We start from the raw sequence: 24,459 nt of genomic DNA, 5'->3' as shown, positions 1-24,459 counted from the left end.
TCACATGGCGTGCGAACGCCCCGCGCCGGTGGGGTGCGGGGCGTTCGTACACGGTGTGTGGATTCTGTCGGCGTCAGCCCGCCGTCACACTGACCCGCAGCGTGCCGTCGGGTCCGGCGAGCAGTACCGGTGTGTCCGGGCCGCCCAGGTCCCGTACCGCGGCACGGTCCGCGTCCGACGGGGTCTGCGCCTCGGAGACGACCGCGGCCGCCTCCAGCGAGGTGGCGCCGCTGGCCACGGCCATCGCCACGGCGGTCTGCAGCGCGCTGAGCTTCAGCGACTCCAGCTGCACGGTGCCCGCGACGTACGTACGTCCGGTCTCGTCCCGTACGGCCGCGCCCTCCGGGACACCGTTGCGGGCGCGGGCGCTGCGCGCCAGCGTGACGATCTTGCGGTCCTCGGCGCCGAGGCCGGTGCTCTCAGTCATGTGCCGAGCATACGAACCGCGGGGCTCGTCCCCTTCCCCGCCCCGCCCCGCGGAGACCTACGCCCGGTCCAGCCGCAGCCGTTCCGCCTTCGGCAGCCCCGACACCACCAGGTCGTAGGAGTCCTCGATCAGCTCACGGAGCACCCGGTCCGGCACCCCGGACACCGTCACCGTGTTCCAGTGCCGCTTGTTCATGTGCCAGCCCGGCACCACCGCGTCGTACTCCTCCCGCAGCCGCACCGCCTCGTCCGGATCGCACTTGAGGTTCACCGTCAGCGGTCGCGCGTCCAGCGCGGCGAGCGCGAACATCTTGCCGAGCACCTTGAAGACGGACGCCTCCGGCCCGAACGGGAACTCCTCGACGCTCGCGTTGAACTCCAGGCAGAACGCCCTCAGCTGCTGCGGAGTCACCCCGCGTCCACCCCCTCCGGCTCCACGGGCTCCACCAGCACCGTGACGATCTTGTTCCGGCGGCCCGCCGGGGACTCCGCGGTCAGCCGGATACGGCGGCCGTCGGGCAGGTCGACCAGCGAGGACGCGCCGGCGATCGGAACCCGTCCGAGCGCCTTCGCGAGAAGACCGCCGACCGTCTCCACGTCCTCGTCGTCGAACTCGTCGAGGCCGAACAGCTCCCCCAGGTCGCCGATGTCGAGGCGCGCGGTCACCCGGAAGCAGCCGTTCTCCAGCGCCTGGACGGGCGGGAGTTCGCGGTCGTACTCGTCGGTGATCTCGCCGACGATCTCTTCGAGGATGTCCTCGATGGTCACGATGCCCGCCGTACCGCCGTACTCGTCGATCACGACGGCGACATGGCTGCGGTCCTGCTGCATCTCGCGCAGCAGATCACCGGCGTTCTTCGTGTCGGGCACGAACGCCGCCGGCCGCATCGCCGTGGAGACCGGATCGGCCTCCGACTCGCGGTTGATGTGCGTCTTGCGGACCAGGTCCTTGAGGTACACGATGCCGACGATGTCGTCCTCGTTCTCCCCGGTGACGGGGATCCGCGAGAAACCGGAGCGCAGCGCCAGGGTCAGCGCCTGCCGGATCGTCTTGTAGCGCTCGATGCAGACCAGGTCGGTCCGCGGCACCATGACCTCGCGTACGAGCGTGTCACCGAGCTCGAAGACGGAGTGCACCATCCGGCGCTCCTCGTCCTCGATCAGCGACTCCGCCTCGGCGAGGTCGACCATCGCCCGCAGTTCGGCCTCGCTGGCGAACGGTCCCTTGCGGAACCCCTTGCCCGGCGTCAGCGCGTTGCCGATGAGGATCAGCAACTGCGGGATGGGGCCCATGACCCTGGCCAGCGGCAGCAGGACGTACGCCGCCGCCGTGGCCGTGTTCAGCGGGTGCTGGCGGCCGATGGTGCGCGGCGACACACCGATGGCCACATAGGAGACGAGAACCATCACCGCCATGGCGACGGCCAGTGCCTCCCAGGTCTCCGGGAACTCCTTCAGACAGGCGTACGTGACGAGCACACCGGCCGACATCTCACAGGCGACCCGCACCAGCAGGGCGACATTGAGATAACGGGTCGGATCCGCCGCGACCTGTTCCAGCTTCTGGCTGCCACGCCGACCGGAACGGACCGCCTCGGCGGCCCGGAAGCTGGACGTACGGGCGATGCCCGCCTCCGCGCAGGCCGCCAGCCAGCCGACGACGACCAGCAGGACGGCACCCAGGACGAGGGGAACGCTCACGACACGGTGGGCGCGGGCGACGGGCCGGTCAGGCCGTGCTCGGCGCGCCAGCCGTCGACGATCGCGGCCTGGAGACCGAACATCTCAGCCTTCTCGTCCGGCTCCTCGTGGTCGTACCCGAGGAGATGCAGCACTCCGTGGACGGTGAGGAGCTGGAGCTCCTCGTCCATGGAGTGCTGCGTCTGAGCGTCCTCGCCCTGCTTCTTGGCGACCTCCGGGCAGAGCACGATGTCACCGAGGAGCCCCTGCGGGGGCTCCTCGTCGTCCTTGGACGGCGGACGGAGTTCGTCCATCGGGAAGGACATGACATCCGTGGGTCCCGGCAGGTCCATCCACTGGATGTGGAGCTGCTCCATGGCGTCGGTGTCCACCACGATCACCGAGAGTTCGGAGAGCGGGTGGATCCGCATCCGCGCGAGCGCGTAGCGGGCGATGTCGAGGATCGCCTGCTCATCGACCTCGGTTCCGGACTCGTTGTTGACGTCGATCGACATGGTGCGCTGCGACTACTTCCGTTTGTGGCTGTCTCGGCTGTCGTACTTTTCGTACGCGTCGACGATACGGCCGACCAGCTTGTGCCGGACGACATCCTGGGAGGTGAGCCGGGAGAAGTGCACGTCCTCGACGCCGTCCAGGATGTCCTGGACCTGACGCAGACCGCTCTTGGTCCCGTTCGGCAGGTCGACCTGGGTGACGTCACCGGTGACGACGATCTTCGAGTCGAAGCCGAGCCGGGTCAGGAACATCTTCATCTGCTCGGCGCTGGTGTTCTGCGCCTCGTCGAGAATGATGAACGCGTCATTGAGCGTGCGGCCGCGCATGTACGCCAGGGGCGCGACCTCGATCGTGCCCGCCGCCATCAGCCGCGGGATCGAGTCGGGGTCGAGCATGTCGTGGAGCGCGTCGTAGAGCGGGCGCAGGTAGGGGTCGATCTTCTCGTAGAGCGTGCCCGGCAGAAAGCCGAGCCGCTCGCCCGCCTCGACGGCGGGACGGGTCAGGATGATCCGGTTGACCTGCTTGGACTGCAGGGCCTGGACCGCCTTCGCCATGGCGAGATAGGTCTTGCCGGTGCCCGCGGGGCCGATGCCGAAGACGACCGTGTGTTTGTCGATGGCGTCGACGTACCGCTTCTGGTTGAGCGTCTTGGGGCGGATCGTGCGACCGCGGCTGGAGAGGATGTTCTGGGTGAGCACCTCGGCCGGCGTCTCCGGGCCGTCCCCCTCGCCGCTCTCCGTCGCCCTGAGCATGGCGATCGAGCGTTCCACTGCGTCCTCCGTCATCGGCTGACCGGTGCGGAGCACCAGCATCATCTCGTCGAACAGGCGCTGGATCAGGGCGACTTCCGTCGCGTCTCCGGCGGCGCTGACCTCATTTCCCCGGACATGGATATCGGCCGCCGGGAAGGCCGTCTCGATCACGCGCAGCAGGGCGTCACCTGAGCCCAGAACGGTCACCATCGGATGCTTGGCCGGAACGGTGAACTGGGCTCGTGCCTGCCCCGGCGCGGGGGTCTGGGCTGTGGGTGTCTGAGTCATGGGCCGGCTCTGTGGCCTGCACATACCTCCCGTTGCAAGGTTCTCGCCGATCGACAACCTCTGGATTACCAAGCGTACGACTCCGCACCGACAACACCGAGGGCTTTTTCGCACAGGCTGCGAACACCTGTGCCCGGGATTACGCCGGGCGGCGGAAGCCGATCGTCGGGACGGCCCTGCGCAGCGGCCACGGCCGGGCCGCCGCGGGCAGCAGTTCCTCCAGGAACGCGTATCGCTGGAGCGCCGCCGGGTCCTGGTCCGCGAAGGTGCGTACCTGTTGCCACCAGGCGGCGATCTCCTCCCAGTCCGGCGCCGACAGTGATCCACCGAACTCCTGCACCGAGAGCGCCGCGGTGAGTCCGGCGAAGGCCAGCCGGTCGGCCAGCGGCCAGTCCGCCAGGGTGCCGGTGACGAATCCGGCGACGAAGACATCGCCCGCCCCGGTCGGATCCAGCGCCTCGACCTCGATCGCGGGCACCTCGGCGCTCGCCCCGGTCGCCGCGTCCACCGCGTACGCGCCCTCCGCGCCCAGGGTGACCACGGCGAGCGGCACCCGCTCGGCCAGGGCGTGGGCGGCGGCGCGCGGGCAGTCGGTGCGGGTGTAGCGCATCGCCTCCTCGGCATTGGGCAGGAAGGCCTGGCAGTGCTCCAGGTCGACGAGGGCGTCCAGGTCCCAGCGGCCGGTCTCGTCCCAGCCGACGTCGGCGAAGATCCGGGCGCCGTTCCTGGCCGCCTTGGCGACCCAGGGCTCGCTGCGGCCGGGGACGAGCGAGGCGATGGCGGCCCGGGCACGGGGCGGGCAGCTCGGGAACGCGGGCTCCTCGGCGGCGATCGCGACGCCGGGGGTGCCCGCCGGGCCCGGGGCCTCGTGTCCGTGCGAGACCATCGTCCGCTCGCCCTCGTACGCCATCGAGACGGTCACCGGCGAGTGCCAGCCGGGGACGGTGTGCGACATCGACAGGTCGATGCCCTCTCCCTGCTCCAGGGCGTCCCAGCAGTACTCCCCGTAGTGGTCGTCGCCGAACGCCGCGGCCAGCGAGGTGTGCAGTCCCAGCCGGGCCAGCGCGGTGGCCATGTTGGCAACCCCGCCGGGGCTGGAGCCCATGCCGCGCGCCCAGGACTCGGTGCCGCGCACCGGGGCGCTGTCCAGGCCGGTGAAGATGATGTCGAGGAAGACCGTGCCGGTGAGGAAGACGTCGCAGTCCGGGTCCTGCGGGGCGCGCAGCCCGTCCAGTGGGTCGATGCCTGGAATGTCTGTGCTCACCTTGCACTCCCCGGTCGTGGCAGATCTGGCCAGTGTGCCCGATTCACCCCCGCAACCGGAGGGTCCGCGCCGCCGCTTCCGCAGGGTCGGCGACGACCCCGCGCGCACAGACGCTGACCTGCATAAACGCCATCTGCTACCCGGACGGTCGAAGGGTAAACACATATGTGGCCCAGATCACACAGGGGCGCCTTTCGGTCACCCTGAAGCAGTTGATACAAATTGGCCCGCGAGCCCCGTCGGCAACAGTCGCCGCGTGCCCCGCCCTCCCCCGTATTTCCCGCATTGCCCTCCCCTGCCTTCTCTGCCTCCTTCGGCATGTCTTCAGGAACGCCCATGTCCTCGCGCCCTCGCGCCGCGTGGCCCCTGGTCGCCGTGTTCACCGCCGGTTACCTCGCCGCCTATCTGCTCCCCACCATCGTCGGACGGCTCTCCGTCTATCTGGGCCTCAGTACGGCCCAGGCCGGTCTGGTGGGCAGCGCCCTGCTGTTGAGCTCAGCCACGGCCGGGTTCACGCTGGCGGGCCGGGTCGAGACGTACGGGCCGCGAAGGGCGGCCCGGACCGGACTGGTGCTGGCCATGGTGGGGTACGGCTGCGCAGCGCTGGCGGGCTCGGTGCCGCTGGTGGTCATGGGCGCGATGATCGGCGGCTTCGGCTCCGGTACGGCGACCGCGGTGGCCGCGGCGGGCATCGCCGCCCAGCGCGATCCGCACCGGACCTCGTCGCTCGGTCTGCTCAGTGTCTCCGCGACGGCGGGCGCCCTCTATCTGACGATCCCGCACCTCGGCGGCGGCCACCGGCTGCCGTTCGCCTCGATCGCCCTGGCCGCCCTGCTCGTCTGGCCCGCCACCGCACGGCTCGGCGGCGTCACGCCCACCGGACCGGCCGCCCCGGTCGCCGGCCGGCTGCCGCACCGCCGTTCCGGTCTGGTGCTCGCGGGCGGAATGCTCGTCTGGTCCATGGCGCAGAACGCGCTGTGGGGCGTCAGCGGCCGGATCGGTGTGGTCCAGGTCGGGCTCTCCGAGGTCACCGTCGGTGCGGTGTTCGCCGCCGCGCTCGGCGCGGGTCTGCTCGGGGTGATGGGCGCCGGAGTGCTGGGCGCCAGGCTCGGCCGTGCGGTGCCGATCGGTCTGGGCACCGTGATCATCGCGGTGAGCATCGTGCTCAGCTCGTCGGCCGGGAATCTCGGCTCGTTCGCGACCGGCGAGATCCTGTGGAACACCGTCTACCCGGTGGTCCTGTCGTATCTGATCGGCCTGGCCGCTTCACTGGACGTACGCGGCCGCTGGGCGGTGCTCGCGGGCTCCGCCTCATCCGTCGGAGTGGCCTGCGGACCGGTCCTCGGCAGCGTGCTGTCCGAGCAGGCCGGCTACCCGGTCATGGGCCTGATCCTGGGCGCCGTCACGCTCCTGGTCGCAGCCCCGGTCACGGCTGTCGCCCTGCACACCGGTGGCCGTCCGCTGGTACCGGGATCGGTGCGCCGCAGGGGCGGCGCACCGGCCGCGCTGCTCGCCGTCACCACCGGGGCGGTGCCCGGTGCCGTGCCCAAGCTGGGCGCGCCCGAGCAGGCCGTCACGGAGATCAGCCTGCCCGCGCTGCGTCGCAGGCGCCCGGTCAGGAACGCGTTCCGGACCGCCGGCCCGTCGGGTGCGGCCGATCAGTCGAACTCGTACGCCTCGACCTCGGCCAGATAGCGCGCCCTGCGCTCCTCGTCGTGGTCGAGGAAGGCCGCCTCGAAGGAGTTGCGGGCCAGCGTGCGCAGTTGCTCACGCTCCAGGCCGAGCGCCTCGTGGACGGCGTGGAAGGTATCTCCGACGTATCCGCCGAAGTAGGCGGGGTCGTCGGAGTTCACCGTGCAGAGCAGCCCGGCGTCCAGCATGGCCCGCAGCGGGTGGTTCTCCAGGGTGTCGACGGCGCGCAGACGTACGTTGGACAGCGGGCAGAGCGTGAGCGGCATCCGCTCGGCGACGAGCCGCTTCACCAGGTCCGCGTCCTCCATGCAGCGCAGCCCGTGGTCGATGCGCTCGACCCCGAGGACGTCCAGGGCCTCCCGGATGTACTCGGGCGGGCCCTCCTCGCCGGCATGGGCGACCTTGCGCAGCCCGAGCGCCCCGGCCGCCTCGTACACCTCACGGAACTTGACGGGTGGGTGCCCGACCTCCGCCGAGTCGAGGCCGACCGCGCTGATCCGGTGCAGATACGGCTTCGCGGCCTCCAGGGTCTCCAGCGCCGACTCGGCGGACTGGTCGCGCAGGAAGCACATGATCAGCTGGGTGGAGATGCCGTGCTTCTCCTCGCTGCGGTCCAGCGCCCGGCCGAGCCCGTCGACGACCGTGCCGATCGGGACGCCGCGGGCGGTGTGTGCCTGCGGGTCGAAGAAGATCTCCGCGTGCCGGACGCCCTGGGCGGCGGCGCGGGTGAGATACGCGTCGGCGAGTTCCTCGAAGTCCTCCTCGGTCCGGAGCACCGCCATCAGGGCGTAGTACAGATCGAGGAAGGTCTGCAGATCGTCGAAGAGATAGGCGGTGCGCAGCTCTTCGGTGTTCGCGTACGGCAACTGCACGCCGTTGCGTTCGGCGAGTGCGAAGGCCAGCTCGGGTTCGAGGGTTCCTTCGATGTGGAGGTGGAGTTCGGCTTTGGGGAGGTGCACGGGTTTTTCACGCTCACAAATGGTGGTGCTGATGTGTTTCAGAGGTGCCGGGTGGGCACGGCAATCCGGCCGAGGTCCCGGGCGACGGTCAATTCGCCCTCGAACCCTGCGGCGCGGGCCTGGGCCTCGAAGACGGCCGGGTCGTCGTACCGCTGCGAGAAGTGCGTCAGCACGAGGTGCCGTACGCCCGCGTCCCGGGCCACCCGGGCCGCCTGGCCGGCGGTCAGATGGCCGTGGTCGGTGGCGAGTCGTTCGTCCTCGTCGAGGAAGGTCGCCTCGATGACCAGCAGGTCGCATCCCTCGGCGAGCACGTGCACGCCGTCGCAGAGCCTTGTGTCCATGATGAACGCGAACCGCTGCCCGCGCCTGCGCTCGGAGACGTCGTCGAGCGTGACGCCGCCGAGGGAGCCCTCCCGCTGGATCCGGCCGACGTCCGGCCCCTTGATGCCGTGCTCGGCGAGCTTCGCGGGCAGCATGCGACGCCCGTCGGGCTCGACGAGCCGGTAGCCGTACGACTCGACGGGGTGCGAGAGCCGGTGGCTGCTGAGCGTGTACGCGTCCGTGGCGGCGAGCACCCCGTCGGCGGCGACCGGGGCCTCGGTCAGCTCGACGGACTCGCGGTAGGCGGTCGCGTACCGCAGCCGCTCGAAGAAGCGCTGTCCGCTCGCCGGGTAGTGCGCGGTGATCGGGTGCGGGACCTGGTCGAGGTTGATCCGCTGGATCACCCCGGCCAGGCCGAGCGAGTGGTCACCGTGGAAGTGCGTGACGCAGATCCGGTTGATGTCGTGGGCGGCGACGCCGGCCCGCAGCATCTGGCGCTGAGTGCCCTCACCCGGGTCGAAGAGGATGCCCTCGCCGTCCCAGCGGAGCAGATAGCCGTTGTGGTTGCGGTGCCTGGTCGGGACCTGGCTGGCGGTGCCGAGGACCACGAGTTCACGTACGGACACGGTGTGCGACCGACCGTTCTAGCCGGGGGGCCACTGCAGTCCGCGGCCGCCCAGGACGTGGGCGTGCGCGTGGAAGACGGTCTGGCCGGCGCCGGAGCCGGTGTTGAAGACGACCCGGTAGCCGCTGTCCACGATCTTCTCGTCGGCGGCGACGTGTCCGGCCTCGCGCAGTATGTCGGCGGCGATCCCCGGCTCGGCGGCGGCGAGGGCAGCGGCGTCCGGATGGTGGACGCGGGGGATGACGAGTACGTGGGTGGGGGCCTGGGGGTTTATGTCACGGAAGGCGACGGTGGTTTCGGTCTCCCGGACGATGGTTGCCGGGATGTCACCCGAGACGATCTTGCAGAACAGGCAGTCGGGCTGCGGTTCTCCCGCCATGGGGTCGGCTCCTCGGTCGGTGGTGATCGTTGTACGGCATGGTATCGGGACGCCTGCGGCGGACTCGCTCCCCTGCCCGCCGCAGGCGCACCCGCCTCCTACGCCCCCGGCCGCTCCGGTGCCCGCTTCGCCGGCGTCCGGGCCAGCGACGCGAGCGCGATCCGGATCGCCTCGTCCAGCTGCGGATCGCGCCCTGCGGCATGGTCCTGCGGCGCCATCACGACCTCGACATCGGGATCGACCCCGTGGTTCTCCACACCCCAGCCGTAACCCTCGAGCCAGAACGCGTACTTGGGCTGGGTGACCGACGTCCCGTCCACGAGCTTGTACCGGCTGTCGATGCCGACGACCCCGCCCCAGGTACGCGTGCCGACCACCGGCCCGATGCGCAGCGCCTTGATCGCGGCGTTCACGATGTCGCCGTCCGAGCCGGAGAACTCGTTGGCGACGGCCACCACGGGGCCGCGCGGTGCGTCCTCCGGGTAGCTGTACGGCTGCCTCCCGCGCGGCAGGTCCCAGCCGACGATGCGCCGGGCGAGCTTCTCCACGATCAGCTGCGAGGTGTGGCCGCCCCGGTTCTCCCGTACGTCCACCACCAGCCCCTCGCGGGCCACTTCGATCCGCAGGTCACGGTGGAGCTGTGCCCAGCCCGAGCCGACCATGTCGGGGACATGGAGGTAGCCGAGGCGTCCGTCGGAGTGCTCGTGGACGTAGGCCCGCCGGTCGGCGACCCACGCGTGGTAGCGCAGCGCCTCCTCGTCGGCGACCGGTACGACGACGACATGGCGCGGGTCGCCGCCGTCCACCGGTGAGACGGTCAGCTCGACCGGTTTGCCGGCCGAGCCGGTGAGCAGCGGTCCGGGCCCGGCCACCGGGTCGACCGGGTGCCCGTCGACGGCGAGGATCGCGTCCCCGACGCGCACCGCCACCCCGGGTGCGGCGAGCGGCGAGCGGGCCGCCGGGTCGGAGGTCTCCGACGGCAGGATCCGGTCGATGCGCCAACTGCGCTCTTCCGTACGGGAGATGTCCGCGCCGAGCAGTCCCTGCCGGGCCGAGTCGTCGCGCCATCCGCCGGGCGGCGTCACATAGGCGTGCGAGGTGCCGAGCTCGCCCTGCACCTCCCAGAGCAGGTCGATCAGGTCGTCATGGGTGGCGACGCGCTCCAGCACCGGGCGGTAGCGGTCCAGGACACCGTCCCAGTCGATGCCGCCCATGTCGGGACGCCAGAAGTTGTCCCGCATGATGCGCCCGGCCTCGTCGTACATCTGACGCCACTCGGCGGCCGGGTCGAGGGTCCGGCGAATCCGGGAGAGGTCGACGGTGACGCTGTCGCCGCCCCCGTCGTGGTCGTCGTCTCCGGCCGGGACACGGCTGTCGGACGGTACGACGCGCAGCTTGCCCCGGGTGTGCAGGACGATCCGCTTGCCGTCACCGCTGACCGCGAAGCCGTCGACGTCCGAGGCGAGTTCCTCGCAGCGCAGCTTCTCCAGGTCGTACCGTTCGAGGACGGTCTCGGGCCGGTGGGCGTCGGGTGTGGCACCGCTCGTACCGAGCACACCGGTCACCGGGTGGCTCAGCCACAGCAGCCCGTCCTTCGCGGCACGCAGAGTGGAGTAGCTGGCGGCCTCGACGGGCAGCGGCACGATCCGGTCGGCGAGTCCGTCGAGGTCGATCCGGGTGACGGGCAGCGCGGTCGGGTTGTCCTCGCCCTCGCCGCCGCTCTTCTCCTTCTCGGTCGGGCGGCCGTGGCGCTGCGGCCCGAACGGAGAGGGCGTGGTGGCGGCGAGCGTCAGCAGATGCGGACGGCAGGCGCCGATGAACGCCAGGTCGAAGACATGTGCGTCGTAGACCGGGTCGAAGGACCGCTCGGAGAGGAACGCGAGGTGCTTGCCGTCGGTGGTGAACGCGGGGGCGAAGTCCCGGAAGCGCAGCGGGGTGGCCTCGGCGACCGACAGATCGGCGAGGTGCGCGATCTTGAGCTGCCTGAGCGGCTCGGGCCCGGGGTGCGACCAGGCGAGCCAGGCGGAGTCGGGCGAGAAGACAAGACCTGAGGCGTCGCCGTGCTCGCTCCGGTCCACCTCGTGGACCTCGCCGCTCTCCCGCTCGACGATCAGTACCCGCCCGTCGTGCGCGGCGACGGCGAACCGGCTGCCGTCCGGGGCCGCCACCAGGTGGAGGACCCTGCCGATACGGCCCGCGGCGAGGCGGCGCGGTACGGCGCCCGGCGCGGTGCCGGTGGCGGGTGCGCACTCCAGGGCGTCGTCGCCCTCGGCGTCGGTGACCCAGACGACGTGCTGGTCGCCGTCGGCCTGGAAGGTGCGGGGCATCCTGGCCCGTACGCCCGGTTCGACGGCGAGCGCCCGGGCCGGGCCCTCGCGGTGGGTGACCCAGTGGACGGCGCCGCGCGTCCCGACGGCACTGCCGCGGCCCGTACGGTCCGGGGACGCGGAGTCGAGGTGGCTGCCGGCGTGCACCGAGTGGGGCTGGAGGTCGGCGCGCTGGCCGCCGAGCCGGACGTCGACACGGCGGGGCTCGGAGCCTTCGAGGTCGTCCAGCAGCCAGAGTTCACCCGCCGAGGAGTAGCCGACGCGGGTTCCGTCGGTGGTCGCGTGGCGGGCGTAGAACCCCTCGATGCCGGTGTGCCGGCGCAGATCCGAGCCGTCGGGGAGCGAGGAACAGAGCGCGCCCACGCCTTCGTGGTCGGAGAGGAAGGCGACGCGGTCACCCACCCACATCGGGGATTCGATGTTCCCGTCCAGGTCCTCGTGCAGCCGTACGAACTCCGCCGGGCCGTCGGTCGCGCCCGATTCCGCGATCCACAACTTGCCCGCGGTGCCGCCCCGGTAGCGCTTCCAGGCGGCAGCCTCGCGCCCCATGGTGGCCGAGAGCAGCAGGACCCGTCCGCCGGGCCCGTACGCGAGGGAGCCGACCGGCCCGTACGGCAGGGTCCGCGCGGGCCCGCCGTCGACCGGGACGGCCCTGGCCCAGCTGCGCCGCGACGACGCCTGCCCCTGGGTGCTGATGACCAGTACGTCGCCCTCGGGCGTCCAGCCGCGTACGGAGGTCCGCGCGTCGCCCCAGTACGTGAGCCGCGCGGAGGGGCCGCCATCTACCGGTGCGACGTGCACTTCGGGCGCCCCGTCCCGGGTGGACGTCCAGGCGACGCGGGTTCCGTCCGGAGATATCCGCGGGTTGGTGACAGGTCGGTTGTCGGCGCTGACGCGCCAGGCTCGGCCGCCGTCCAGCGGCGCCAGCCAGACATCGTCCTCGGCGGTGAAGGCGATCAAATCGCCCTGGACATGGGGGTATCGGAGGTAGGCAGGCTGCGTCACACGGATCACCCTAGGCCGCTGACGTGCTCCGCGGAACTGGGTTGGCCGGAGTCCGCCGGGTGGTCCGATGCCGGGCACACTCACTTGCCCAGGGGCGATTCGGTCACCGTGACCGTCACGGTGACCGTCGGCCGGGCGCCGCCGCTGCCGCCGCCCCGGGACGGATTGGCCCCGACGGCCGAGGGGGCGGCGTTGTTGCAGTTGCCGAGCACATCTGCCCGGAAAACGGCCTTCCCACCGGTCCGGGCGGTCAGGTCGCCCCGCACACACCGCCCGTCGAGAGCCTGGGTCACCTTGCCGGTGATCGTGATGCCTTTGCCGCTCCCCGTCCTTCCGGTGCAGTCGACGTCCGCGATCCGGCGCGCGGAGGCGGAGGGCGACGCACCCTGGAGCCGGTACCCGTCGACGTCGGCCGTGCAGTTCAGCCACCGCACATCGACGCCCTTGCGCTCCAGGGCGCTGGTGCCGGTCAGGTCGGTGGTCACGGCGATGGATGTGGAGTTCAGGCTGCCCGTCGGCTCACAGGCCACGACACCTGCGACCGCCGCGCCCGCGAGTGCGGACGCGGCCAGAAAACGACGGGTTCTTCTCTGACCCCATGCCCTTGATGTCCCCATACGGGCAGCTTCCCACCGTTCCCCCGTGACGCGGTAGACGGCTTGCGGCCACAACGGGGGCGGCTCCGGCGCACCGGCGGGGGCTTACGCCCAGCGGCCGGTGCGCCCCAGCAGCAGTGCCGTCGCCGCCGTGCCCGCCGTCGAGGTGCGCAGGACGGACGTTCCGAGCCGGCAGGTCCGGGCGCCCGCTGCGGCGAAGGCCGCCAGTTCGTCCGGCGACACACCGCCCTCGGGGCCGACGACCAGCACGATCTCGCCCTGGGTGGGCAGCTGGACGGTGGCCAGCGGCTCACTGTCGTAGCCCCGGTCCTCATGCAGGACGGCGGCGAAGTCCGCCGCGGCCAGAAGTGCGGCAACCTGTTTGGTCGTCAGTGCGTCCGCCACCTCGGGGAAGCGCACCCGGCGCGACTGCTTGCCCGCCTCCCGGGCGGTGTTGCGCCATTTCGCGAGGGCCTTGAGGCCGCGGTCGCCCTTCCACTGCGTGATGCAGCGCGACGCCTGCCAGGGCACGATCGCGTCGACACCGGTCTCCGTCATCGTCTCGACGGCGACCTCGCCGCGGTCCCCCTTGGGCAGGGCCTGGACGACGGTGATGCGCGGTGCGGGCCAGGGCTCCTCATGAATCGTCGCCAGGCCGGCGACCACGAGCCGGTCCTTGCCCTCGGCGGCCCTGACTACGCCTTCCGTCCAACGGCCGTGGCCGTCCGTCAGCACGACGTCCTCACCGGCGTGCAGCCTCTTCACCGACACGGCGTGTCGACCCTCGGGTCCTTCCAGGACGAACTCGGGCCCATCGGGGACCTGTTCGACGACGAAGACCGGTGCGGTCACTGCATACTCCCTGTGCTCACTGCCGCCCTTGCGGCGTCCAGTTCTTCGGCGAGCAGTCCGATCAGCCGGCCGGCGGGCAGCTCGCGTGCCATCCGGTGCCCCTGCCCCGCCCACAGTGCCATGCCCTGGGCGTCCCCGGCCTTTGCCGCCGCCGCGCGCAGCCCGGCAGTCAGATAGTGGACCTGTGGGTAGGCGGCGGGGGCGTACGGGCCGTGCTCGCGCATGAAGCGGTTGACCAGGCCGCGGGCCGGGCGGCCGGAGAACGCCCGGGTCAGGGCGGTCCGCACGAACAGCGGGTTGGTCAGTGCCTGCTTGTGCAGCAGATTGGCCCCGGACTCGGGGCAGACGAGGAACGCCGTGCCGAGCTGCGCCGCCTCCGCGCCCGCGGCGAGCACCGCGGCGATCTGGGACCCGCGCATCAGCCCGCCCGCGGCGATGATCGGCAGCTGTACGGTCTCGCGGACCTGGGACACCAGGGAGAGCAGTCCGATCCCGGTGCCGTCGGTCTGCGGGTCGTCGCGGTGGGTGGACTGGTGGCCGCCCGCCTCTATGCCCTGGACACAGACCGCGTCGGCCCCCGCCCACTGGGCGGCCTGGGCTTCCTCGGGCGTGGTGACCGTCACGACGGTGTACGTGCCGACGCCGGCGAACGCGTCGAGGGTGTCGCGTGTCGGGCAGCCGAAGGTGAACGAGACTGCCGGGACCGGGTCCTCCAGAAGGATGGCGAGCTTGGCCTCGTAGCCGTCGCCGCCGCCGCTGGAGTCCGGGTCGCCGAGCGGGGTCTCGTACCAGGCGGCCTCACCAGCCAGCTGATGCCGGTACACCTCGACGGCGCTCGGGTCGGCGAGACCCGGCTGCGGCATGAAGAGGTTGACACCGAAGGGCTGACCGGTCAGCCCGCGCAGCTGTTTGATCTCGTTGTACATGCCGTCCGCCGTCTTGTACCCGGCGGCGAGGAAGCCCAGCCCGCCCGCTTCGGCGACGGCCGCGACGAGCTGCGGACAGGACGCACCACCCGCCATCGGGGCCTGCACGACCGGATACCGGCAGAGATCGGTCAACACGGATGACATGACCGCATCGTGTCACGTCCTGCCTGCCTCGGCGTGCGCGGCCTGCGGTCCATTTTGTCCTCGAACGTCGGACGGGCTCGGCAGGCGAGCCCGTCCGACGGCAGGGAACGGTGAGCGGGGGCCGTCAGCGCCCGTTGAAGGCATCCTTCAACCGGGAGAACAGCCCCTGCTGCCCGGGCTGGAACTGGCCGGTGGGCCGCTCCTCGCCGCGCATCTTCGCCAGGTCCCGCAGCAGCCGCTCCTGCTCCGGGTCCAGCTTCGTCGGGGTCATGACCTCGACGTGCACGATCAGATCGCCACGCCCGCCGCCCCGCAGATGCGTGATCCCGCGGCCGTGCAGCGGGACCGACTGGCCGGACTGGGTGCCGGGCCGGATGTCGACCTCCTCCAGGCCGTCGAGCGTCTCCAGCGGCACCTTGGTGCCGAGCGCGCCCGCCGTCATGGGGATGGTGACCGTGCAGTGCAGATCGTCGCCGCGGCGCTGGAACACCGAGTGCGGCAGCTCATGGATCTCCACGTACAGATCGCCGGCCGGGCCGCCGCCGGGGCCGACCTCGCCCTCGCCCGCGAGCTGGATGCGGGTGCCGTTGTCGACGCCGGCGGGAATCTTCACGGTGAGCGTGCGCCTCGACCGGATGCGGCCGTCGCCGGCGCACTCCGGGCACGGGGTCGGCACGACCGTACCGAAGCCCTGGCACTGCGGGCAGGGCCGCGAGGTCATGACCTGGCCGAGGAACGACCGGGTGACCTGGGAGACCTCGCCGCGGCCGCGGCACATGTCACAGGTCTGGGCGGAGGTGCCGGGTGCGGCGCCCTCGCCGTTGCAGGTCGTACAGACGACGGCCGTGTCGACCTGGATGTCCTTGGTGGTGCCGAACGCGGCCTCGGCGAGATCGATCTCCAGCCGGATCATCGCGTCCTGGCCGCGCCGGGTGCGCGAACGGGGTCCGCGCTGCGACGACGTACCGAAGAACGCGTCCATGATGTCGGAGAAGTTGCCGAAGCCACCCTGCCCGAATCCGCCCGCGCCACCGCCGCCGGAGGCGGACAGCGGGTCGCCGCCGAGGTCGTAGACCTGCTTCTTCTGCGGGTCCGACAACACCTCGTAGGCGGCGTTGATCTCCTTGAACCGCTCCTGGGTCTTCGGATCGGGGTTCACATCCGGATGCAGCTCACGGGCGAGCCGACGGAATGCCTTCTTGATCTCGTCCTGAGCTGCGTCGCGGCGCACGCCGAGTACGGCGTAGTAGTCCGTGGCCACTTACGACTCCGCCAGGATCTGTCCGACGTAACGTGCCACTGCGCGTACCGCTCCCATCGTTCCGGGGTAGTCCATGCGGGTCGGTCCGACCACGCCGAGTTTGGCGACTGCCTCGTCGCCCGAACCGTAGCCGACCGCGACGACGGACGTGGAGTTGAGCCCCTCGTGGGCGTTCTCGTGCCCGATCCGTACGGTCATGCCTGAGTCCTTGGCCTCGCCGAGCAGCTTCAGCAGCACGACCTGCTCCTCCAATGCCTCCAGCACCGGCCGGATCATCACAGGAAAGTCGTGCCCGAAGCGGGTGAGATTGGAGGTGCCGCCGATCATCAGCCGCTCCTCCGTCTCCTCGACGAGGGTTTCGAGCAGGGTGGAGAGCACGGTGGACACGGTTCCCCGGTCCTCGCTCTCGAAGGATTCCGGCAGATCCTGCACCAGCTGCGGAACGTCCGCGAAACGGCGTCCGACGACCCGGCTGTTGAGCCGGGCCCGCAGATCGGCGAGAGAGGTCTCGCCGAACGGAGCAGGGCAGTCGATCATGCGCTGCTCGACCCGGCCGGTGTCCGTGATCAGCACGAGCATCAGCCGGGCGGCGGCCAGTGACAGCAGCTCCACATGCCGAACCGTCGACCGGGTCAGCGAGGGGTACTGCACGATGGCGACCTGCCGGGTCAGCTGCGCGAGCAGCCGTACGGTGCGGCCCACGACATCGTCGAGGTCGACCGCGCCGTCGAGGAAATTGTGAATGGCACGACGTTCCGGCGACGAGAGGGGCTTGACGCCCGCAAGCTTGTCGACGAAGAGCCGGTAGCCCTTGTCCGTCGGGATGCGTCCCGCACTGGTGTGGGGCTGGGCGATGAAGCCCTCGTCCTCCAGCACCGCCATGTCGTTGCGGACGGTGGCCGGGGAAACCCCCAGCTTGTGCCGCTCCGTGAGCGCCTTGGAGCCGACGGGCTCCTCGGTGCCGACATAGTCCTGGACGATGGCGCGCAGCACTTCGAGTCTGCGTTCGCTGAGCATCGCGCACACCTCCAGCTGTGTTTCCTCGGTGGTTCTCGGGCCGTTCCTGCTTCATTCCCAGGAATCCCCCTGGCACTCTGTCCTCACGAGTGCCAGCAATCCCCCGGTCAGTGTACGGCGGCCGACTGGGGGCCTAGCAAGGGCGACCGGTCACGCTACCGCGAGACTGCGCAGGTCGTTGCCGATAGCGTCGCGGTATGGACGCCTCTTGGGAAGAGTTCGGCTGGGAGCGACTCGGTCACGGAGTGGGCCGACGGCGTCTCCCCGGATGGGACGCGACAGTCGCACTGGTGGTCGGAGCGGATGGAGTGCTGCTCTACGACACCGGTTCGACACTCCGCGAAGGTGAGGAAATACGGGCCCAGGCACAGTCCCTGCTCGGCCGGAGGGTGACGCATATCGCACTCAGCCACCCCCATTTCGACCATGTGCTGGGCACCGCCGCGTTCCCCGGCACCCAGGTGTACGGAGCGGTCGGCATGGCCGGGCTGATGAAAAGCGGGGCGGACGATCTGCACGCCTCGGCGGTGCGCCACGGAGTGTCCGAAAACGATGCGGCCGAGGCCGTCGGTGCGCTGGTGGCGCCGCACCATGAAGTGCGCGGCGAGCGGACGCTCGATCTGGGCGGCGGCCGTCAGGTGCTGCTGGCGAATGTGGGCCCCGCCCACAGCGGCCACGATCTGGCGGTGCTCGTCCCCGGCTCCCCCACGGTGGTGCTCTGCGGCGACCTGGTCGAGGAGTCCGGCGAACCGCAGGCGGGAGGGGACGCCGTCCCGTCCCGCTGGCCGGCCGCGCTGGACCGGCTGCTGGCGCTGGGCGGCGAGGACGCGGTGTACGTTCCGGGGCACGGAGCGGTGGTGGACGCGGCGTTCGTCAGAGAGCAGCGTGACCAACTGGCCGTCCTCCCCCATAGCCCTGAAGGCATGGGAGGTGCTCCCTCCGGCGTGTCGTGACGTGTTGTCGTCCTATCGTCATCCGATGCGCAGCTATCAGCCGGACCTGACCCCGCCGTGGAAGAAGTCCGCCCCCGTTCCCGAGGTCCCCGCCGATCCCGATCTGGTCGTGGAGGAGGTCTCCACGGGATTCTGCGGTGCGGTGATCCGCTGCGAGAAGACGGCCCAGGGTCCGACGGTGACCCTGGAGGACCGCTTCGGCAAGCACCGGGTGTTCCCGATGGAGCCGCGCGGCTTCCTTCTGGAGGGCCGGGTGATCACGCTCGTGCGCCCGTCGGCGGCCGGCCCCGTACGCCCCACGCGTACGGCATCGGGTTCGGTCGCAGTCCCCGGGGCGCGCGCCCGGGTCGCGCGGGCGGGCCGGATCTATGTGGAGGGCCGCCACGACGCGGAGCTGGTCGAGCGGGTCTGGGGCGACGACCTGCGGATCGAGGGCGTGGTCGTCGAATACCTCGAGGGCATCGACGACCTCCCGGCCATCGTGCGCGCGTTCTCCCCCGGCCCGGACGCCAGGCTGGGCGTCCTGGTCGACCATCTGGTCCCGGGCTCCAAGGAGTCCCGGATCGCCTCCCAGGTCTCGGACGCGAACGTGCTGGTGGTCGGCCACCCCTACATCGACGTGTGGGAGGCGGTGAAGCCGTCGTCCGTGGGCATCGCCGCCTGGCCGGTGGTCCCGCGCGGCCAGGACTGGAAGACGGGCGTCTGCCGCGCGCTGGGCTGGCCGGAGAACACGGGCGCGGCCTGGCAGCGAATCCTGTCCACGGTGCGCTCGTACCGGGATCTGGAACCGGCACTGCTGGGCTCCGTGGAGCACCTGATCGACTTCGTGACGGCGCCGCCTCAGTAGCCCCTGCGCCGGACCGCGCAGCCCCTCCGTTCGAAGAGCGGGGTTTGGGACGGAACCCCGGTCACGGGACGGGGCAGGCAGAGGAACAAGCCCGCCGCAGGCGCACCCGCACCCCGCTCGGCCCCTCAGTCCACCAGATCCCGCACCACCGCATCCGCCAGCAACCGCCCCCGCAGCGTGAGCACCGCCCGCCCCTCTCCATACGGCACCCGCTCCAGCAGCCCGTCCTCCACCGCCCGTCCCGCCGCTGCCAGCCCCGCCGGCGCCAGCAGCGACAACGGACACCCGTCCACAAGTCGCAGCTCCAGCAGGATCCGCTCGACCCGCCGGTCCTCGGCGGAGAGGATCTCGCGCCCGGCCCCCGGCGACCGTCCCTCGGCCAGGGCCTGCGCGTACGCCCCAGGATGCTTCACGTTCCACCAGCGCACCCCGCCGACATGGCTGTGCGCCCCAGGACCGGCGCCCCACCAGTCGGCCCCACGCCAGTACAGCTCGTTGTGCAGGCACCGGCCCTCGGGCGTGCGGGCCCAGTTCGACACCTCGTACCAGGAGAAGCCCGCCGCGGCCATCGCCTCGTCCGCGATCAGATACCGGTCCGCATGGGCGTCGTCATCGGTCATCGGGATCTCGCCGCGCCGGATGCGCCGGGCCAGCTGCGTCCCCTCCTCGACGATCAGCGCGTATGCGGACACATGGTCCGGCCCCGCACCGATCGCCGCGTCCAGCGAGGCCCGCCAGTCGTCGTCGGACTCCCCGGGCGTGCCGTAGATCAGATCGAGGTTGACGTGCTCGAAGCCCGCCTCCCGCGCCTCGGCGACACACGCCTCGGGCCGCCCCGGCGTATGCGTACGGTCCAGGATCTTCAGCACATGCTGCCGCGCGCTCTGCATCCCGAACGAGATCCGGTTGAAGCCGCCCTCCCGCAGCTCGGCCAGATACGCCGGATCGACGGACTCCGGGTTGGCCTCGGTGGTGATCTCGGCATCGTCCGCGAGCCCGAACTCGTCGCGGATCGCGCTCAGCATCCGTACCAGGTCTCCGGCTGCCAGCAGGGTCGGGGTACCGCCGCCGACGAAGACCGTACGAACCTGACGCGGATCGTCACCGAGGACCTTGCGGGCCTGGCGGACCTCACCGATCAGATGGGCCGCGTAGTTGTCCCGGGAGGCCAGCGCACCGCCGGAGCCGCGCAGCTCGGTGGCCGTGTAGGTGTTGAAGTCGCAGTAGCCGCAGCGGGTCGCGCAGTAGGGCACGTGCAGGTAGAAGCCGAGCGGCCGGCCGGCGGCGCCTTCCAGGGCATGGCGGGGCAGCGCCCCGTCGTCGGGTACGGGTTCACCATCGGGCAGTACGGAGGGCATACCGCCCATTGTCACTCGCCGCCGGAGACCTCCGAGCCACGTCCATGATCAAGAAAGGTCACGCACCCACGGACCGCACCGCCGCACCCGGACCGCGGCAGGCACCCCCGGCCGCCCCGCCGCACCCTCACCCCGCCTGCAGTACCAGCAGCGCCAGATCGTCATCGGGCGGCCGCTCGGCGAATTCGTGCACGGCCCGTTTGATCCGGTCCGCGATCCCGTCCGCCGACAGCCCGGCGCAATCGGCCAGCGCCCGGGCCAGACCGTCCCCGTCGTCGAACATCAGCGCCCCGGAGCGCCGCTCCGTCACGCCGTCCGTGACGCACAGCAGGCTGTCGCCGGGCGCCAGCTCGAAGTTCTGGCTCTCGTACGCGACATCGTCGAAGATTCCGAGCAGCATCTGCGGCTCGGCGGCCGGGCGCACCTCGCCGTCGGGGCGCAGCAGCAGCGGCAGCGGATGGCCGGCGCTGGCGAGGGTGCAGCGCACGCCGCCGCCGGGCAGCGGCACGAGTTCCCCGTACAGCAGGGAGAGAAAGCGGGACTGCCCGGTGTCCGCCGTCTGCTGGCCGCCCGCCGCGGCCACCATGAGCGCGGCCGCCTCGGCAGCCTCCATCGCATCGTCGAGGAGCAGCCGGTTGAGCCGGTCCAGCACTTCGCCGACGCCGAAACCCTCGCGGGCCAGCAGCCGCAGCCAGGGCCGGGCGAGGCCGGTGACGACGGCGGCTTCGGGGCCGCTGCCCTGTACATCGCCGAGGACGAAGCACCAGCGGTCGCCGGGGCACGGGAAGATGTCGTAGAAGTCGCCGCCGACGACCCCGTCGTCGCTGGGCTCGTACACCAGCGAGCTGGTGACGCCGGGTATGTCGGCGACCTTGCTGGGCAGCAGTGCGCGCTGCAGGATGCGGCTGATGGTGGCCTGTCGGGTGTACGCGCGGGCGGCTCCGACGGCGAGGCCGACACGGCGTACGAAGTCCTCGATCAGGGCGGTCACTTCGTCGGGGACACGTGCCGTGCCCTCCCTGCCGAGGAGTACGGCGCCGAGTGTCCGGCCGCCCGAGGTGATCCGGTAGGCGAGAGCGGATCCGGCGCGCCCGTCGGATTCCCCGCCGTCCTCCTCGCTGCCGGGCCAGGGCATGGAGACGGGCCCGGTGCCCACCCGCTCGGGCAGCCGGATCGGGTCCTGTTCCAGCACCGTACGCAGCTGCCCGGTCTCGGCCTCGTCCCGGTGCCAGGCGCTGGCGAGCCGGGGGACGGCCGCGGGGCCGCCGTTCTCGGGCTCCAGCCAGATCGCGCACCAGTCGGCGAGTCTGGGCACCAGTAACTGTCCCGAGAGTGCGGCGACGATGTCCTCGTCGAGCTGGCCCGCGAGCAGATCCGATGCCTCGGCGAGGAATGAGAGCGCACCGCGGCCGGCCCAGTCCGCGGCGTCACGCAGGGCCCGGCGGGCGGTGGGGGCGAGCAGTTCGGCGGCGCGCAGCCCGTGCTGGAAGCCGGTCTCGGCCGACGACTCCGGGAACGGGTTCCAGTCGTCGACGGGGAGCCGGGCCCAGACGGTCTTGAGACCGGTGCGGTAGGTGATGCCCCAGCGCTCGGCGAGGGTGCCGACGAGCTGGAGCCCGCGACCGTACTCGGCGGGCTCCTCGGGGCCGGTGGGAGCATCGCCCTTCGACGTGTCCGCTGCGTCCGTCGTGCTGTCGGCCTCCGGGCGTTCGCTGCGTACGGCACGGGCCGGATGGTGGTCGGATACCTCCAGCACCAGGGCCGCGGTTTCGTCCTCGGCGGCCTCCTCGAGCCGGCAGAGCAGCTCGACATTGGTCCCGGCGTGCACGACCGCATTGGTGACCAGCTCGCTGACGACGACCGCCGCATCATCGGCCAGCCGTTCGCTGAAGCCCACGGCCGCCGGCAGTCCCAGCCCGGTCCACTCGGTGAGCGCCGCCCGGACGAACCGGCGGGCGGCGGAGGGCGCGAGGAGGTTTCCGGGCAGGGACGTACGGGCGACCGGCCGTGCATCCGCATGGCCGACGGTGATACCGGGACGCTGAACGATGTCCCGCTGCAAGGGAATGGGCCCCACGGTGCAGCTCCTGACCTGTTCTCGCTCTGTCTGTCTGTTCTCGTTCTGTTCTCGCTGGGCGCCGCTGACGACACCGACAGAGTGACAGATGGACCATGCCCATAAGCAACGAGTTGCCGAAGTGAGCAGAGAAAGTGAGCAGAGAAAGACGGAAGCAGCCGCACCGTGCGGCCGGTCGGTGAGGACCCGTATTACGCCTCGCGGGTTCCCGCGTACATGTCGTCGATGAGGCCCTTGTACTCACGCTCGACGACCGGACGCTTCAGCTTGAGACTGGGCGTCAGTTCGCCGTGCTCGATGTCGAGATCGCGGGGCAGCAGCCGGAACTTCTTGATGGTCTGCCAGCGCTGCAGCCCCTCGTTGAGCCGCTTCACATAGCCCTCTATGAGCGCGACGGTCTGCGGGGACGCCACCACTTCCGCGTACGGCTTACCGCCCAGGCCGTTCTCGGCGGCCCAGCCGAGGATGGTCGGCTCGTCGAGTGCGATCAGCGCGGTGCAGAAGTTGCGGTCCGCGCCGTGCACCAGGATGTTGGAGACGAATGGGCAGACCGCCTTGAACTGTCCCTCGACCTCCGCCGGGGCGATGTACTTGCCGCCGGAGGTCTTGATCAGGTCCTTCTTGCGGTCGGTGATCCGGAGATAGCCGTCCACGGACAGCTCGCCGATGTCGCCGGTGTGGAACCAGCCGTCCGCCTCCAGCACCTCGGCGGTCTTCTCCGGGAGCCCCTGGTAGCCCTGCATCAGGCCGGGGCCGCGCAGCAGGATCTCGCCGTCGTCGGCGATCCGTACCTCGGTGCCGGGGAGCGGCTTGCCCACGGTGCCGGTGCGGTAGGCCTCGCCCGGGTTGACGAAGGAGGCAGCGCTGGTCTCGGTGAGGCCGTAGCCCTCCAGGATGTGGATGCCGGCGCCCGCGAAGAAGTAGCCGATGTCGGGGGCGAGCGCCGCGGAGCCGGAGACACAGGCGCGCAGCCGGCCGCCGAAGGCCTCGCGGATCTTGGCGAAGACGAGGGCGTCGGCAACCTTGTGCTTGGCACCGAGCGCGAACGGTACGGAGGCCGTGCCGGTGCGCCGGAAGTTGTCCTGCGAGACCGTCGCGTACTCGCGGGCGACCCCGGCCGCCCACTGGAAGATCTTGTACTTGGCCCCGCCACCGGCCCGCGCCTTGGCGGCGACACCGTTGTAGACCTTTTCGAAGATGCGGGGGACGGCGGCCATGTACGTCGGCTGGACCACCGGCAGATTCTCGATGATCTTGTCGACCCGGCCGTCGACGGCGGTGACGTGGCCGACCTCGATCTGGCCGGAGGTGAGGACCTTGCCGAAGACATGCGCGAGCGGCAGCCAGAGGTACTGGACGTCGTCCTTGGTGATCAGGCCGGTCGCCACGGTGGCCTTGGCCATGTACGACCAATTGTCGTGCGGCAGGCGTACGCCCTTGGGGCGGCCGGTGGTGCCCGAGGTGTAGATCAGGGTGGCCAGCTGGTCGGCCGTGATGGCGGCGACCCGCTCCTTGACCGCATCGGGGTTCTTCGCCAGGTGCTCGGCGCCGCGGGCCTCCAGATCTTCAAGGGTGAGCACCCAGCCCTCGGGGTCGCCCTCGGCGGGTCCGGCACCCTCGGGGTCGATGACGACGACATGGGCGAGGTTCGGCAGCTCGGCGCGGCGCTCACGGGCCTTGGCCAGCTGGGCGGCGTCCTCGGCGATCAGAACCCGGCTCTCGGAGTCCGAGAGGATGAACGCCGACTCCTCGGCGTTGGTCGACGGGTAGATCGTCGTGGTGGCGGCGCCCGCGCACATCACACCGAGGTCGACGAGGATCCATTCCACTCGTGTGCCGGCGGCGAGCGCGATCCGCTCCTCCGGCTGCACACCCAGACCGATCAACCCTGCCGCGACGGCGTACACCCGCTCGGCGGCCTGTGCCCAGCTCAGCGACTTCCACTCATCGGGTCCCTCTCCGGTGGCCGCAGGGACGGGGTAGCGGTAGGCCTCCCCGTCCGGGGTGGCCGCCACGCGGTCGATGAAGAGGTTCGCCACGGAGGGCGGTCGGTTCTCGATCAAGGTCTGTGTGTCACTCACGACATCCTCCGGGCCTGCGGCAGTGCTTCACGACCGGCTGTTGATTGCTGTTTGTTTCCTACGTGTGTTCCCGCGCACCCCGTGCGCTCGGTCCTGCGTTACTTGGTCCT

21 protein-coding genes are annotated in these 24,459 nt (G+C 71.0%); 3 read left to right on the top strand and 18 right to left on the bottom strand.

Translation table 11 applies throughout. The features are described 5' to 3' along the window. Positions 1-73: 73 nt before the first annotated feature. The 6 genes from GA0115254_RS22545 to GA0115254_RS22520 all read right to left on the bottom strand — a co-directional run bounded on the left by GA0115254_RS22545 (position 74) and on the right by GA0115254_RS22520 (position 4,926). Entirely contained in the window at positions 74-427 is a 354-nt protein-coding gene (locus GA0115254_RS22545; protein ID WP_093897103.1) for a cytidine/deoxycytidylate deaminase family protein, read from the bottom strand. A gap of 57 nt (positions 428-484) precedes the next feature. Continuing rightward, positions 485-838, bottom strand: coding sequence for an MmcQ/YjbR family DNA-binding protein (locus GA0115254_RS22540; RefSeq protein WP_093897102.1), 354 nt, complete (start codon positions 836-838; stop codon positions 485-487). Continuing rightward, complete coding sequence (locus GA0115254_RS22535; RefSeq protein ID WP_093897101.1) at positions 835-2,127, bottom strand: hemolysin family protein; 1,293 nt, start codon at positions 2,125-2,127, stop codon at positions 835-837. Before GA0115254_RS22535 ends, GA0115254_RS22540 begins: the two co-directional genes overlap by 4 nt. Continuing rightward, complete coding sequence (ybeY, locus tag GA0115254_RS22530) at positions 2,124-2,621, bottom strand: rRNA maturation RNase YbeY (protein WP_093897100.1); 498 nt, start codon at positions 2,619-2,621, stop codon at positions 2,124-2,126. The genes GA0115254_RS22535 and ybeY overlap by 4 nt, the downstream gene beginning before the upstream one ends. Before the next feature lie 12 nt (positions 2,622-2,633). Next, positions 2,634-3,662, bottom strand: coding sequence for a PhoH family protein (locus GA0115254_RS22525; RefSeq protein WP_093897099.1), 1,029 nt, complete (start codon positions 3,660-3,662; stop codon positions 2,634-2,636). Between the two features lie 139 nt (positions 3,663-3,801). Continuing rightward, positions 3,802-4,926 carry a carbohydrate kinase family protein gene (locus GA0115254_RS22520; RefSeq protein WP_093897098.1) on the bottom strand — a complete coding sequence of 375 codons (1,125 nt, stop codon included), beginning with the start codon at positions 4,924-4,926 and terminating at the stop codon, positions 3,802-3,804. Positions 4,927-5,262: 336 nt separating this feature from the next. On the opposite strand from GA0115254_RS22520, the gene GA0115254_RS22515 reads away from it, so the two are divergent. Then, the gene (locus GA0115254_RS22515; protein ID WP_093897097.1) at positions 5,263-6,621 is read left to right on the top strand and encodes an MFS transporter; all 1,359 of its coding nucleotides are present in this window, start codon (positions 5,263-5,265) and stop codon (positions 6,619-6,621) included. On the opposite strand, the gene GA0115254_RS22510 is transcribed toward GA0115254_RS22515, so the two are convergent. The 9 genes from GA0115254_RS22510 to hrcA form a co-directional block, all read right to left on the bottom strand. Next, positions 6,585-7,577 carry an adenosine deaminase gene (locus GA0115254_RS22510; RefSeq protein WP_093897096.1) on the bottom strand — a complete coding sequence of 331 codons (993 nt, stop codon included), beginning with the start codon at positions 7,575-7,577 and terminating at the stop codon, positions 6,585-6,587. The genes GA0115254_RS22515 and GA0115254_RS22510 overlap by 37 nt on opposite strands. Before the next feature lie 38 nt (positions 7,578-7,615). Continuing rightward, positions 7,616-8,524 (bottom strand): ribonuclease Z, encoded by a 909-nt coding sequence (locus GA0115254_RS22505; RefSeq protein WP_093897095.1) that lies wholly within the window; start codon positions 8,522-8,524, stop codon positions 7,616-7,618. Positions 8,525-8,542: 18 nt separating this feature from the next. After that, on the bottom strand, positions 8,543-8,902 hold the full coding sequence (locus GA0115254_RS22500) for a histidine triad nucleotide-binding protein (RefSeq protein ID WP_093897094.1): 360 nt from the start codon (positions 8,900-8,902) through the stop codon (positions 8,543-8,545). 98 nt (positions 8,903-9,000) lie between these two features. Then, on the bottom strand, positions 9,001-12,234 hold the full coding sequence (locus GA0115254_RS22495; RefSeq protein WP_176740250.1) for a S41 family peptidase: 3,234 nt from the start codon (positions 12,232-12,234) through the stop codon (positions 9,001-9,003). An 80-nt stretch (positions 12,235-12,314) separates the two neighbouring features. After that, positions 12,315-12,851, bottom strand: coding sequence for a hypothetical protein (locus tag GA0115254_RS22490; protein WP_256102732.1), 537 nt, complete (start codon positions 12,849-12,851; stop codon positions 12,315-12,317). An 84-nt stretch (positions 12,852-12,935) separates the two neighbouring features. Further along, positions 12,936-13,682, bottom strand: coding sequence for a 16S rRNA (uracil(1498)-N(3))-methyltransferase (locus tag GA0115254_RS22485; protein ID WP_093897093.1), 747 nt, complete (start codon positions 13,680-13,682; stop codon positions 12,936-12,938). Then, a complete protein-coding gene (locus GA0115254_RS22480; RefSeq protein WP_093897092.1) occupies positions 13,679-14,755 on the bottom strand; it encodes a nitronate monooxygenase in 1,077 nt (358 codons plus the stop codon). The genes GA0115254_RS22485 and GA0115254_RS22480 overlap by 4 nt, the downstream gene beginning before the upstream one ends. Before the next feature lie 124 nt (positions 14,756-14,879). After that, the gene (dnaJ, locus tag GA0115254_RS22475; protein ID WP_093897091.1) at positions 14,880-16,016 is read right to left on the bottom strand and encodes a molecular chaperone DnaJ; all 1,137 of its coding nucleotides are present in this window, start codon (positions 16,014-16,016) and stop codon (positions 14,880-14,882) included. Continuing rightward, positions 16,017-17,033, bottom strand: coding sequence for a heat-inducible transcriptional repressor HrcA (gene hrcA, locus GA0115254_RS22470; protein WP_072483581.1), 1,017 nt, complete (start codon positions 17,031-17,033; stop codon positions 16,017-16,019). A 197-nt stretch (positions 17,034-17,230) separates the two neighbouring features. Here hrcA and GA0115254_RS22465 point away from each other — a divergent pair, with 197 nt between their 5' ends. Continuing rightward, positions 17,231-17,986, top strand: a complete 756-nt coding sequence (locus GA0115254_RS22465) for an MBL fold metallo-hydrolase (protein ID WP_093897090.1) — start codon at positions 17,231-17,233, stop codon at positions 17,984-17,986. 25 nt (positions 17,987-18,011) lie between these two features. Then, the gene (locus GA0115254_RS22460) at positions 18,012-18,833 is read left to right on the top strand and encodes a DUF3097 domain-containing protein (RefSeq protein ID WP_093897153.1); all 822 of its coding nucleotides are present in this window, start codon (positions 18,012-18,014) and stop codon (positions 18,831-18,833) included. Between the two features lie 125 nt (positions 18,834-18,958). Here the strand turns inward: GA0115254_RS22460 and hemW are convergent, their stop codons facing one another. The 3 genes from hemW to GA0115254_RS22445 form a co-directional block, all read right to left on the bottom strand. Beyond that, positions 18,959-20,200: a radical SAM family heme chaperone HemW gene (gene hemW, locus GA0115254_RS22455; RefSeq protein WP_093897089.1), complete on the bottom strand. Its 1,242-nt coding sequence runs from the start codon at positions 20,198-20,200 to the stop codon at positions 18,959-18,961. A 118-nt stretch (positions 20,201-20,318) separates the two neighbouring features. Next, positions 20,319-22,253 (bottom strand): ATP-binding SpoIIE family protein phosphatase, encoded by a 1,935-nt coding sequence (locus GA0115254_RS22450; RefSeq protein ID WP_093897088.1) that lies wholly within the window; start codon positions 22,251-22,253, stop codon positions 20,319-20,321. A 206-nt stretch (positions 22,254-22,459) separates the two neighbouring features. Next, positions 22,460-24,349: an AMP-dependent synthetase/ligase gene (locus GA0115254_RS22445; protein ID WP_093897087.1), complete on the bottom strand. Its 1,890-nt coding sequence runs from the start codon at positions 24,347-24,349 to the stop codon at positions 22,460-22,462. Between the last annotated feature and the right edge of the window lie 110 nt (positions 24,350-24,459).

It is taken from the genome of Streptomyces sp. Ncost-T10-10d (assembly GCF_900091955.1).
Taxonomy (GTDB): Bacteria; Actinomycetota; Actinomycetes; order Streptomycetales; family Streptomycetaceae; genus Streptomyces.
This window is presented reverse-complemented; position numbering and strand designations above follow the sequence as displayed.

What these genes read in the sequence shown, in the direction of transcription:
- GA0115254_RS22545 (WP_093897103.1), bottom strand. Translation starts at nt 427, where the DNA reads ATGACTGAGAGCACCGGCCTCGGCGCCGAGGACCGCAAGATCGTCACG.
- ybeY (WP_093897100.1), bottom strand. Translation starts at nt 2,621, where the DNA reads ATGTCGATCGACGTCAACAACGAGTCCGGAACCGAGGTCGATGAGCAG.
- GA0115254_RS22525 (WP_093897099.1), bottom strand. Translation starts at nt 3,662, where the DNA reads ATGACTCAGACACCCACAGCCCAGACCCCCGCGCCGGGGCAGGCACGA.
- GA0115254_RS22515 (WP_093897097.1), top strand. Translation starts at nt 5,263, where the DNA reads ATGTCCTCGCGCCCTCGCGCCGCGTGGCCCCTGGTCGCCGTGTTCACC.
- GA0115254_RS22500 (WP_093897094.1), bottom strand. Translation starts at nt 8,902, where the DNA reads ATGGCGGGAGAACCGCAGCCCGACTGCCTGTTCTGCAAGATCGTCTCG.
- GA0115254_RS22490 (WP_256102732.1), bottom strand. Translation starts at nt 12,851, where the DNA reads ATGGGGACATCAAGGGCATGGGGTCAGAGAAGAACCCGTCGTTTTCTG.
- GA0115254_RS22480 (WP_093897092.1), bottom strand. Translation starts at nt 14,755, where the DNA reads ATGTCATCCGTGTTGACCGATCTCTGCCGGTATCCGGTCGTGCAGGCC.
- hrcA (WP_072483581.1), bottom strand. Translation starts at nt 17,033, where the DNA reads ATGCTCAGCGAACGCAGACTCGAAGTGCTGCGCGCCATCGTCCAGGAC.
- GA0115254_RS22465 (WP_093897090.1), top strand. Translation starts at nt 17,231, where the DNA reads ATGGACGCCTCTTGGGAAGAGTTCGGCTGGGAGCGACTCGGTCACGGA.
- GA0115254_RS22460 (WP_093897153.1), top strand. Translation starts at nt 18,012, where the DNA reads ATGCGCAGCTATCAGCCGGACCTGACCCCGCCGTGGAAGAAGTCCGCC.
- hemW (WP_093897089.1), bottom strand. Translation starts at nt 20,200, where the DNA reads ATGGGCGGTATGCCCTCCGTACTGCCCGATGGTGAACCCGTACCCGAC.